General features: G+C 65.7%; 10 protein-coding genes. 1 reads left to right on the forward strand and 9 read right to left on the reverse strand.

The annotated features are described in order from the left end of the window. Positions 1 to 12: 12 nt before the first annotated feature. From JOF28_RS02450 to rfbA, 3 genes are read right to left on the reverse strand one after another with little or no spacing between them, the layout of a single operon-like run. Complete coding sequence (locus tag JOF28_RS02450) at positions 13 to 459, reverse strand: DUF2304 domain-containing protein (RefSeq protein ID WP_209704315.1); 447 nt, start codon at positions 457 to 459, stop codon at positions 13 to 15. Next, complete coding sequence (locus JOF28_RS02455; protein ID WP_342452057.1) at positions 456 to 1220, reverse strand: glycosyltransferase family 2 protein; 765 nt, start codon at positions 1218 to 1220, stop codon at positions 456 to 458. The genes JOF28_RS02450 and JOF28_RS02455 overlap by 4 nt, the downstream gene beginning before the upstream one ends. Next, positions 1217 to 2083 carry a glucose-1-phosphate thymidylyltransferase RfbA gene (rfbA, locus tag JOF28_RS02460; RefSeq protein WP_209704316.1) on the reverse strand — a complete coding sequence of 289 codons (867 nt, stop codon included), beginning with the start codon at positions 2081 to 2083 and terminating at the stop codon, positions 1217 to 1219. Before rfbA ends, JOF28_RS02455 begins: the two co-directional genes overlap by 4 nt. Before the next feature lie 193 nt (positions 2084 to 2276). Between rfbA and JOF28_RS02465 the strand changes: the two genes are divergently transcribed. After that, positions 2277 to 2780 (forward strand): MarR family winged helix-turn-helix transcriptional regulator, encoded by a 504-nt coding sequence (locus tag JOF28_RS02465; protein WP_209704317.1) that lies wholly within the window; start codon positions 2277 to 2279, stop codon positions 2778 to 2780. Between the two features lie 121 nt (positions 2781 to 2901). Here JOF28_RS02465 and JOF28_RS02470 read toward each other — a convergent pair whose 3' ends face one another. From JOF28_RS02470 to ileS, 6 genes are all read right to left on the reverse strand, one after another. Continuing rightward, positions 2902 to 3696, reverse strand: coding sequence for an SDR family oxidoreductase (locus JOF28_RS02470; RefSeq protein WP_209704318.1), 795 nt, complete (start codon positions 3694 to 3696; stop codon positions 2902 to 2904). 75 nt (positions 3697 to 3771) lie between these two features. Further along, positions 3772 to 5007 (reverse strand): winged helix-turn-helix domain-containing protein, encoded by a 1236-nt coding sequence (locus JOF28_RS02475; RefSeq protein WP_209704319.1) that lies wholly within the window; start codon positions 5005 to 5007, stop codon positions 3772 to 3774. 118 nt (positions 5008 to 5125) lie between these two features. Next, the gene (gene ndk, locus JOF28_RS02480) at positions 5126 to 5542 is read right to left on the reverse strand and encodes a nucleoside-diphosphate kinase (protein ID WP_209704320.1); all 417 of its coding nucleotides are present in this window, start codon (positions 5540 to 5542) and stop codon (positions 5126 to 5128) included. Positions 5543 to 5633: 91 nt separating this feature from the next. Then, the gene (locus JOF28_RS02485; protein ID WP_209704321.1) at positions 5634 to 6110 is read right to left on the reverse strand and encodes a DUF4233 domain-containing protein; all 477 of its coding nucleotides are present in this window, start codon (positions 6108 to 6110) and stop codon (positions 5634 to 5636) included. Then, positions 6107 to 7447 carry a bifunctional folylpolyglutamate synthase/dihydrofolate synthase gene (locus tag JOF28_RS02490; protein WP_209704322.1) on the reverse strand — a complete coding sequence of 447 codons (1341 nt, stop codon included), beginning with the start codon at positions 7445 to 7447 and terminating at the stop codon, positions 6107 to 6109. The genes JOF28_RS02485 and JOF28_RS02490 overlap by 4 nt, the downstream gene beginning before the upstream one ends. Next, positions 7444 to 10818 (reverse strand): isoleucine--tRNA ligase, encoded by a 3375-nt coding sequence (gene ileS / locus JOF28_RS02495; protein WP_209704323.1) that lies wholly within the window; start codon positions 10816 to 10818, stop codon positions 7444 to 7446. The genes JOF28_RS02490 and ileS overlap by 4 nt, the downstream gene beginning before the upstream one ends. Positions 10819 to 10926 lie beyond the last annotated feature (108 nt).

Raw genomic sequence — 10926 nt, forward strand, 5'->3', positions numbered from 1 at the left:
AGTGGCGGCCGGCTACTCTGCCGCGGTGGCAGTGTCGGGCGTGCCAGATGAAGTTTCATCGCGCTGGCCGGATGCCTGCGCCTCGAGCTGCGCGACGCGACGCGCGAGCTTGGTGATCTCAAGATCGTTGATGGCGGAGTCTTCAGCGAGCCTGCGCACTTCGTCTTCGGCGCGCGATAGCTCCCACGAGAGATGCAGCGCGACGCCCACGAGCAGCAAAATGGCGCCGCCAAATAGCAGGTTTGACGGCAGCTGCACGTGGAGCGCTCGGGTGAGCTGGTCGAGCAGACCGGGCACCGCGACCACGATGAGCCCGCCGATGCCGATCAAGAGCCACAGCACGGCGTATTTCTCGCCAAGCTGACGCTTCGACAGCAGCACGAGGATGATGATCACCATCGCGAGGGCGAGCACGGTTCCGAAGATTACCACCGCGCTGTTTTGCAGATCGGGGCTCATGCGCTCACCTCCTGCTGGGTGTGCTGTGTTGATGCGGCTGCGTAAGTCTTCTTCGTGCCGGGGCGCGTCACTGCGAGGAGCAACGCGAAGGCCGAGCGCAGCAGGTACACGGCCGAACCGAATGCGCCCTTGCTCGGCACGCCGTGCCGCCTGGCACGCATCGCGACGGGCACCTGCGTGGCGGTGAGCCCTGAACGCAGGGCACCCACGAGCGAATCGATGGTGTCGCCGAGATACTCGGCCGGGTAGTAATCGACATACTGCTCGATGGCGCGCGGCCCCGCGGCCCGAAAGCCCGAGGTGACGTCGGTGAGACGCGTCTTGGCGATATTGCTGAGCGCGCGGCCCAGCAACACCATGGCCCACTTGCGAGGACCACGCACCTCATATGTGCCGACGTCTGCGAAGCGCGCACCAATGACGATGTCGGCGTTCGCCAGCCCGGCCACAATGGGGGCGATATCGGCGGGGTTGTGCTGCCCGTCGGCGTCCACCTGAATCGCGGCCTGGTAGTTGTTGCGGTGAGCGTAATGGAACCCGGCACGCATCGCACCGCCCACGCCCAGGTTGAATGGCAGGCGCAGCACCTCGGCGCCAGCTTCACGCGCCACCTCGCCCGTGGCGTCGGTGGAGCCATCATCAACCACAATCACGTGGTAGCGGGCATCGGCCGCACGTATTTCCCGAATTGTCTCGCCGACGTTCTCTGCTTCATTCCATGCAGGAACAATCACTAAGACGTCACCGGGCGCTACGGTCACTTCTGCTCCAAAATACGGCGCAGGTACACGCCGTATCCACTCTTCACGAGGGGCGTTGAGAGCGCGTAGAGCTCATCGTCGCTCAGCCAGCCGTTGCGCCACGCGAGTTCTTCCACGCAGCCGATCTTGAATCCCTGGCGTTCTTCGATGATGCGCACGTACTCGCCGGCCTGCATCATCGACTCAAACGTGCCGGTATCAAGCCACGCGGTGCCGCGATCGAGCACCTGCACGTGCAGCTTGCCGCGGTTCAGGTACTCCTCGTTCACCGATGAGATTTCGAGCTCGCCGCGATCGCTGGGCTGTACGTTCTTCGCGATCTCGACCACGTCGTTGTCGTAGAAGTAGAGCCCGGGCACCGCGTAATTGCTCTTGGGTGTGACGGGCTTCTCTTCGATCGAGAGGGCCTTGCCCTGCTCGTCGAAGTCGACCACGCCGTATGCGCTGGGGTTGGCCACCGGGTATGCGAAGACCTGCGCGCCATCAATGTCGTGATTGCGTCGCAGGGCAGTGCCGAGACCGCTGCCGTGAAACAGGTTGTCGCCGAGCACGAGGGCAACGCTTTCGTCGCCGATGAACTCTTCGCCGATCACGAAGGCCTGCGCCAACCCGTCGGGCGAGGGCTGCACCGCGTACTCGAGGCGCATGCCCCACTGCGATCCGTCGCCCAGCAGCGCCTGGAACTGGTCGCTGTACTCAGGCGTCGTAATGATGAGCACTTCGCGAATGCCCGCAGCCATCAACGTGCCGAGGGGGTAGTACACCATCGGCTTGTCGTAGATGGGCATGAGTTGCTTGGAGATGCCCTTAGTAATGGGCCAGAGCCTCGTACCTGATCCACCCGCGAGAATAATGCCGCGCATACACACCTGCTTGATTAGTCAATGTCTGGACGATGCCCCCAAAAGATCCGGGAGATATAAGAAACAGTTTAGAGGGACTCTCTCTGTGTATGCGGGTCAGCGCGCGGAAAGGCCGATCTTCTTTGCACCAAGAGCCGCTCCCGCCCCCGCCCAAATTAGATCCATGCTGTAACTAACTGGTAGTGTCACGGACATGGAGCCCACCATTCTCGACCGAATTCTCGCTGTTTCTGCACTGTTTGACCGCGAAACGCAGCGCGCATTCGCCGATACCGGCCTCACCGAGACTCGCGTCCACGCATTGCGCGTGCTCTACCACGGCGGCCCTTCTACCCAGCAGCAGCTCGCCAAGATTCTCGGCACGACGCCGCGCAGTGTCTCGGCGCTCGTTGACGGGCTCACCGCGGCCGGCTTTGCACGGCGCAACCCGCATCCCACCGATCGCCGCGCGGTGCTGGTCACGCTCACCGAACACGCAGAGCGCGCGATGCTGAAGGTACAGGCGAGCCGTGAGTGGATGGCACGTGAGCTCATGGGCGCGGTTGCCCCTGACGATCGCGAAGCGTTTGAGCGCGGGCTGAACGCGGCGTTCTGGCACATGAGTGAGCGCTCGCGGGCCATCGATGAGCGGCAGACGAGCGGGCCTGACAGCACGCCAATCAGCGAGCCGACCGGCGCATCACCCAGCGCAGACTAGTTCGCGCGGGTGGAATCGCTCGACGCCACGAGCGACAAAACACTGGCGCGCGTCCTCACAGCAATACTGCCCACGCTGAACGAAGAATAATCGTCAGCGTGGGCAGTGTGGCCTCACGAAATTAGTCGTTCCAAGCCCACACGTCGTCGCCGCGCAAGGTCGCGTCGGCGCCGCCGTCGCAGTAGATCGTCTGGCCGGCGCAGTGTGTGTTCTGGGCGCTCGTGAGCCAGATCAGCAGGTCGGCGATCGACTGCGCTGACTGGTGGTAGTTGAGCGGCATCGGCACCGCGGCATCGGTAAATGCGGCGCCCTCGGGCGTCGACAGCAGCTCCTGCGTCATCGGCGTGATGACGGTGCCGGGGGCAACCGCGTTCAACGGAATACCGCTGCCAGCCCAGGCCTCGCTGATCGATTCGCGGCGCACCCAGCGCGACAGCCCACGCTTCGATGACGCGTAGATCTGGTAACCGACCTGGGGGCCCTGCGCGGCAAGCGCTTCGGCTTCAACGAGCGCACGCGCCTCGTCACCCGCGAGCTGAGCTTCGACCAGCTCGACCGTCACCGGGTGGAGCGTGGCCATTGATGACACGACCGCGGCACGGGGCGCGTCAGACGCGCGCAGGGCGGGCAACAGTGCCGTCAAGAACTCGGTCACACCAAAGAAGTTGATCGAGGTGGTCTTCGCGATGGGTGCTGAGATCCCCGCGCACGCAATGACGCCGTCAACGACTCCGCCGGCAAGTGCGGCGGCTTCGGCGGCGGCCGTGATGCGGCCGTCGTGCGTGGACAGGTCACCCGACACCTCAACGCCGGCAAGATCGACACCGATCACGGTGTGACCTTGTTCGCGCAGTGTCTTCGTCGTGGTCGCGCCCATTCCCGAGGCGGCTCCGGTGACAATGTATGTACGTGACATGTAGATCCTCATTCTGCAGTGAATGACGGCGCTTTACCGTTGCCATCCACACTATCGATCAAGCGCTCGTTCGGGCTAGTTCTCGGCCGTAAAATTCGCTGGCAGCGCGAGGTTTCCCACGCCCGTCACCCGCACCTCTGAGAGCCCCTGCCACGCGGCGGCCCGGGCGAGCAGCTGCGTCGCCACCTCGGCGGTGCGCGCGGGTGCCCCCGGTTCCTGCCACGCCGCCTGCACGAGCAGCGCCCGCCCGGCACGATCGGCTTTCAGGTCGATGCGCCCCGCCATCCGCCCATCCACGAGCAACGGCAGGCAGTAGTAGCCGAACTGACGTTTGGCCTGCGGCGTGTAAATCTCAATGCGGTAGTGAAAGTTGAACATGCGCTCGGCGCGGGGACGAAACCACACGAGCGGATCAAACGGCGTCAGCAGCGCATGGGGCGCGAGCCGCGACGGCACCCGTGCGTCACGATGTAGCCACGCCGTTTCGGGCTCGCCCCGCGAGGTCGTCCAGCCTGCCACGGTCACGGGCACAAGCACCCCCGCGTCTGCCAGATCGCGCACCGCGGCACGCGCCTCTGCGGCCCGGATCCGGTGGTAATCGGCCAAATCAGCGAGCGTCGCTACGCCCAGCGATCGCGCGGCCCGCTCGATCAGCTGCCGTTGCGCGTCAACGCGCGGCACCTCGGCAAGCCCGGCCGCTGGCAGCACCTGCTCGGCGAGCGCATAGCGCCGCTGAAAGCCTTCGCGGCCGGCCGACACCACCTCGCCGCGCGCAAACATCACCTCAACGGCGTGCTTCGTTTCGCTCCAGTCCCACCACGGGCCGCGCGCCACGCGAGGCCCCTCTTCGAGCTGACGCACGAATTGTGGGCCCTCGGCCGACAGTTGCGCGCGCACCCGCTCGATCATCGGCGCGAGCTGCTGTGCGCGCTCGGTGTGACGCGCACGAAAATCGTGCATGCGCCAGTGAAACAGGGGCCGGTCGGCGACCGGAATAAACGCGGCCTCGTGCGCCCAGTACTCGGTGTATTCGCCGCTCGCCCACAGTTGGCGGTCGAGGGCTTCAGGGTCGTAGCCGCCGTGGCGTGAAAAGACGGGAAGGTAGTGGCTGCGCGCAAAGACATTTACCGAGTCAATTTGCAGCACATGCAGTTTCTCGAGCGCGGCGTCGAAGGGGCGGCGTTTGCGCAGACGGGGCGTCGCAGTAAAGCCCTGTGCGGCAAGACCAGTGCGGCGCGCCTCAGCGGCGCTCAGGCTGGCCGGCCTGCCGCTGTGCTCAGCTTGGGGATCACCGGGTGTGTGGTGCGTCATTGCACTCCCTCGAGATTGGTCGTACACACATCAACGGCGCCCTGATCAAGCGAGTATTGTTCACTCGCTTGATCAGGGCGCCGTCTATTTCCTCAGCACGAATGCCGTGGGTGTTGGATTATGCGAACCAGAGCGCGAGCTCACGTTCGGCCGACTCGGTGGAGTCTGAGCCGTGCACGAGGTTCTGCTGCACAGCGAGGCCCCAGTCGCGGCCGAGGTCGCCACGAATAGTGCCGGGCGCCGCGGTCGTGGGATCGGTGGTGCCAGCGAGTGACCGGAAGCCCTCGATGACGCGGTTGCCCGATGCGCGCACGGCGACGATGCGCCCCGACAGCATGAACTCGAGCAGCGGCTCGTAGAACGGCTTGCCCTCGTGCTCGGCGTAGTGCTCAGCGAGCAGCTCGCGGCTGGGCGTCACCATACGCAGGTCAGCGATCTGGTAGCCCTTTGCCTCGATGCGGCGCAGGATCTCGCCGGTCAGGTTGCGTGCAACACCATCGGGCTTCACCAAGATCAGGGTTTCTTCTGCAGACATGCATACTCCTTTTTTGGAACAGGGGTCGTGTTCAGTGTAGTGAGGTTGCGCGGCGGGGTGCGCCGCACGGTACGTGACGGGGTGGCGTGAGTTACTGCGTGGCGAGCCAGGCGGCCCGGTCACGATCCATGCGTGAACCCTTGATCATGCAGTAGATCCACAGCGCCGTAAAGATGGCGCCAACGAAGAACGCGGCGGGCACCAAGAACCCGGTGGCGATCATCAAGACGTGCAGCACCCAACCGATGTTGATACCGACGCGGCCCACGCGCATAAAGCCGAGGCCCGCGATGGTCACGAGCGCGAGTGCACCGCCAATGATGAGGCCGAGGTAGCGCGGCTCGAGCGTGCCGAGACCAAACAGCGTCAACCCAATCAGCACCACAATGATCAGCTCGAAGCCGAGCACAATCGATGCGAGTGCCTTTTGCGTGCGCATCGTGAGATCTTTGGTGCCCGAGATGCGCAGCGCTGTATCGTGGGCTGCGTTTTCAGACGGCGACAGCTCGAAGTCTTCGGGTTCTACGCTCTCGCCTGCGCCCGAAGCGCCCGCCCGGCCACGGCTCATTTGTTGCCCCAACCCTCGGCGCGCGCGAAGGCGATAGCCTCGCCCGCGAGCACGACCGAGCCGACGACGAGCACGGCGCGGCCGCTGCTCTCGGCCGCCCAATCGCGTGCGGTGTCGAGCGCCTCGGCGAGCGAGTCTGCCACCTCGATGGGGGTGTCAGGGATCTCGGCTTCGGCGATCGTGTACAGCGCTTCGACGTCGCTTGAGCGCGGTGAGTCGACGGGGGTCAGTACGACCTTGTGCGCGATGGGGGCGAGCTCGTGCAGCACACCGGCCGCATCCTTCTCGGCCAGCACGCCCACGACAAGCGCAAGCTCGTCAAACGCGAACGATTCTTCGACGGCGCGGGCCAGGGCGCGAGCGCCGTGCGGGTTGTGCGCCGCATCGACGTACACGACCGGGTCGGTGCCGATAAGCTGCAGCCGGCCCGGAGAGGTGAGCTGACCGAGGCCGTCTTCGAGCACCTCGCCGGGAATGGGGCGTTCGGCGCCAAAGAACGCCTCGACCGCGGCGACCGCGAGGGTCACGTTCTCGGCCTGGTGCGCGCCGTGCAGCGGCACGAACGCGGGCTCATACCCGACGCCCGAGATACCGCGCACGTCAATCTGGCGACCGCCGACCGCCAGCCGGTCGTCAACGAGCGCAAAGGCCTCGCCGAAGACGTGCAGCGGGGCGCCGTGCGATTCGGCCACGGCCGCAATCTCAGCAAGCGCGGCCGGATCCTGCGCCGCGCTCACCACGATTGAACCGGGCTTAATGATGCCGGCCTTGGTGCGTGCGATCTCGGCGAGATCGCTGCCGAGAATGGCGACGTGATCGAGCCCGATGGGCGTGATCACGGCCACCTGGGCCTCGACGATGTTTGTCGCGTCCCATTCGCCGCCCATGCCCACTTCGATCACAGCAACCTCGATCGGCGCGTCGGCGAAGGCCGCGAAGGCGAGTACCGCGAGGGCCTCAAAGAAGGTGATGGGGCTGTGGCCCGCCTCGGCGAGCTCGGCGTCAACCACCTGCAGCGGCAGCTGCAGCTCATCCCACGATGACGCGAGCACGTCTTCGTCGATGGGTTCGCCATCAACGAGAAAACGCTCACTAAAATCGGTGAGGTGGGGGCTGGTGAACAGCCCCGTGCGCAGCCCGTACGAGCGCATAATCGATTCGATCGCGCGGCTCGTCGAGGTTTTGCCGTTGGTGCCCGCGACCTGAATCACGGGGTACGACAGCTGCGGCGATCCGGCAAGCTCAGCGAGCCGGCGCACCGGTTCGATGCGCGGGCGCGGGTTCGCCTCGCCTACTCGTTCGAGCAGGGCTTCAAAGACGCGTTCTGCGGCGTTCAACGTGTGCCTCCTGCGAGGCTTGCTGCCTCGGTTGCGTCAATGGTGATGATGAATGGTGCCTTGTCGACGCCGAGCGCGCGGGCGCCCGAGATGAAGACGCCCCGGCCCGGCGACTTGATATCGTCGACGATCACGTCGATGCCGATGGCCTCTTGCACCGCGATGCCCTCGGCGAGGGTCTCGGCGGCGATCAGGGCGCTGTGTACCTGCAGGGCCTCGGCGTGCGCGGGCTCGGCGTTCAGTGCGAGCACGATGCGGTCGCTGACCTCGAGGCCCGCGTTCTTGCGTGCTTCTTGCACGGCACGGATCGCGTCGCGGGCGATGCCCTCAGCCTCAAGCTCGGGGGTGGTCTCGGTGTCGAGCAGTACGAACCCGCCGCCCGCGATGAGCGTGAGGGCGGTGTCTTCGCCGTCGCCGCCGGCACGCAGCGTGAGCTCGTACTCGTGGGGCTCGAGCGCGATACCGCCGGCGATCACGACGCCGTTTTCTTCGGCCCAGTCGCCCGACTTCGCGGCCTTGATCGCCTGCTGCACCTGCTTGCCGAGGCGCGGGCCTGCAGCGCGCGCGTTGACGGCGAGCTGCTGCACGATGCCGTATTCGCTTGCGCTCTGCTCGGTTTGTTCGGTGAGCGTGACCTGCTTCACGTTGAGCTCCTCGCGCAGAATGTCTGCGAAGGGTGCAAGGGAAGCGGGGCGCTGGGTGACCACCGTGAGCTCGGCGAGCGGCAGGCGCACGCGCAGCTTGCGCGACTTGCGCAGGGCGAGCGACTGCGACGTGATCTGTCGCACCTCGTCCATCGCGGCGACGAGCTCGTCATCGACGGGGAACTCGGCGGCATCGGGCCAGTCGGTCAGGTGCACTGAACGGCCGGCGGTGAGCCCGCGCCACAGTTCTTCGGTGACGAGCGGCGCCATGGGCGCGGCAACGCGTGCGACGGTTTCGAGCACGGTGTACAGCGTGTCGAAGGCCTGCTTGTTTTCGGGCTTACCGTTCTCGCCATTCACACCCTCCCAGAAGCGGTCGCGTGAGCGACGCACGTACCAGTTGGTGAGGGTCTCGGCGTAGCTGCGCAGCGCGTCGGCCGCGCTCGTGGTGTCGAGCGCTTCGAGGTGGTCACCCACCTCGCGCACGAGCTGCCCCGTCTTCGCGAGAATGTAGCGGTCGAGCGGATCGCTCGAATCGGTGCGGCGCTCGGCCTCAAGGCCATCGGCGTTCGCGTAGAGGCTAAAGAAGTACCAGGTGCTCCACAGCGGCAGAATGAACTGGCGCACGCCCTCACGAATGCCTTCTTCGGTGACGACGAGGTTGCCGCCGCGCACCACGGGTGAGGCCATCAAGAACCAGCGCATGGCGTCTGAGCCGTCGCGGTTGAACACCTCGTTGACGTCGGGGTAGTTGCGCAGGCTCTTCGACATCTTGTTGCCGTCTGAGCCGAGCACGATGCCGTGGCTGATGACGTTCTTGAACGCGGGGCGATCAAACAGGGCAGTCGCGAGCACGTGCTGCACGTAGAACCAGCCGCGGGTCTGACCGATGTACTCGACGATGAAGTCGGCAGGCTGGTGTGTGTCGAACCATTCCTGGTTCTCGAACGGGTAGTGCGCCTGCGCGAACGGCATCGAGGCCGAGTCGAACCACACGTCGAGCACGTCTTCGATGCGGCGCATCGTCGACTTGCCGGTGGGGTCATCGGGGTTCACGCGCGTCAGCGAGTCGATGTAGGGGCGGTGCAGGTCGATCTCGCCCTCGGCGTTGCGCGGCAGCTCGCCAAAGTCGGCCTCGAGCTCGGCGATCGAGCCGTAGACATCGGTGCGCGGGTACTCGGGGTCGTCGCTCTTCCACACGGGAATCGGGCTGCCCCAGTAGCGGTTGCGGCTGATCGACCAGTCGCGTGCGCCCTCGAGCCACTTGCCGAACTGGCCGTGCTTCACGTTCTCGGGCACCCAGTTGATCTGCTCGTTCGTCTCGAGCAGGCGATCCTTGATCTCGGTGACGCGCACGAACCAACTTGATACCGCCTTGTAGATCAGCGGGTTGCGGCAGCGCCAGCAGTGCGGGTACGAGTGCTCGTAGCTTGCCTCGCGCAGCAGGCGGCCTGAGGCCTTCACGATCCGGATCAAAGGCCGGTTCGCGTCCATCCACAGCTCGCCAGCAACATCGGGGACGCTGCTCAAGAAGCGGCCGCCCTCGTTGAGGCTCAGGATGGTGGGGATGCCGGCGGCCTGGGCGATGCGCTGATCGTCCTCGCCGTAGGCGGGGGCCTGGTGCACGATGCCGGTGCCGTCGCTCGTTGAGACGTAGCCGTCGACGAGAATCTGCCAGGCGGTGCCGGTGCCCCACTCTTCGACGTCGGTGTAGTAATCGAACAGGGGCTCGTAGCGCGTGCCGCCCAGCTCAGCGCCGGTGACGGTGCGGGTGACCGCTTCGCTGGCGGCCTTGCCCGATTCGTAGCCGAGATCCTTGGCGTGGTTCGCGACGAGCTCTTCGGCGATCAGGTAGGTGGCAACGCCAGCTTCGCCGCCGTCAGCTGCACCAGCCGGGCCCGCGGGCACAACTGAATAGGTGATGGCCGGGCCCACCGCGAGCGCGAGGTTCGTCGGCAGGGTCCACGGGGTCGTCGTCCACGCCAGCGCGCGGGTGCCGGCGAGGCCGAGGGCTTCAGCCTGCTCGCCCACGAGCGGGAACGCCACCGTCACCGACGGATCCTGGCGCATCTGGTAGACATCGTCATCCATGCGCAGCTCGTGGTTCGACAACGGGGTCTCGTCGCGCCAGCAGTACGGCAGAATGCGCGAGCCCTCGTAGGCGAGGCCCTGATCGTGCAGGCGCTTGAACGCCCACAGCACGCTCTCCATATAAGAGAGGTCGAGGGTCTTGTAGCCGCCGTCGAAATCGACCCAGCGAGCCTGGCGGGTGACGTATTCTTCCCACTCGCGGGTGTACTGCAGCACCGATTCGCGGGCCTTCGCGTTGAACGCGTCAACGCCCATGTCTTCGATTTCAGACTTCTCGGTGATGCCGAGCTGCTTCATCGCCTCGAGCTCTGCGGGCAGGCCGTGGGTGTCCCAGCCAAACTTGCGGTCGACGTGGCGGCCGCGCATGGTCTGAAAACGGGGGAACACGTCTTTGGCATACCCGGTGAGCAGGTGGCCGTAGTGGGGCAGGCCATTCGCGAAGGGAGGGCCGTCGTTGAAGACCCATTCTTCGCCGCCCTCGCGGCTGCGCAGCGACTCGGCGAAGGTGTCGTCCTTTGCCCAGAAGTCGAGCACGCCACGCTCAAGCGCGGGGAACGACGGCGAAGGGGTCACGCCAAATGCTGCGCCGGTGTTCGGCTGCGCGGCGTCGCCCGTGGGCTGCTGGGGGTAGGGCATGTGGGTCCTTACTCGGTGCTGAATGTGTCACGCGCGCTTCGTGCGTGCGATCCTTCGCGCCGGGACGAGCGAGGATTTCCCTCACCCGCGGTACCACCCCGCTTGCCA

The sequence above is a fragment of the Leucobacter exalbidus genome (assembly GCF_017834145.1).
In the GTDB taxonomy this organism is placed as follows: Bacteria; Actinomycetota; Actinomycetes; order Actinomycetales; family Microbacteriaceae; genus Leucobacter; species Leucobacter exalbidus.

Bases quoted from the DNA above. Each gene is read 5' to 3' on its own strand.
- rfbA (WP_209704316.1), bottom strand. From the start codon at position 2,083: ATGCGCGGCATTATTCTCGCGGGTGGATCAGGTACGAGGCTCTGGCCC.
- JOF28_RS02450 (WP_209704315.1), bottom strand. From the start codon at position 459: ATGAGCCCCGATCTGCAAAACAGCGCGGTGGTAATCTTCGGAACCGTG.
- JOF28_RS02485 (WP_209704321.1), bottom strand. From the start codon at position 6,110: ATGAGCCGTGGCCGGGCGGGCGCTTCGGGCGCAGGCGAGAGCGTAGAA.
- JOF28_RS02465 (WP_209704317.1), top strand. From the start codon at position 2,277: ATGGAGCCCACCATTCTCGACCGAATTCTCGCTGTTTCTGCACTGTTT.
- JOF28_RS02470 (WP_209704318.1), bottom strand. From the start codon at position 3,696: ATGTCACGTACATACATTGTCACCGGAGCCGCCTCGGGAATGGGCGCG.
- ileS (WP_209704323.1), bottom strand. From the start codon at position 10,818: ATGCCCTACCCCCAGCAGCCCACGGGCGACGCCGCGCAGCCGAACACC.
- ndk (WP_209704320.1), bottom strand. From the start codon at position 5,542: ATGTCTGCAGAAGAAACCCTGATCTTGGTGAAGCCCGATGGTGTTGCA.
- JOF28_RS02475 (WP_209704319.1), bottom strand. From the start codon at position 5,007: ATGACGCACCACACACCCGGTGATCCCCAAGCTGAGCACAGCGGCAGG.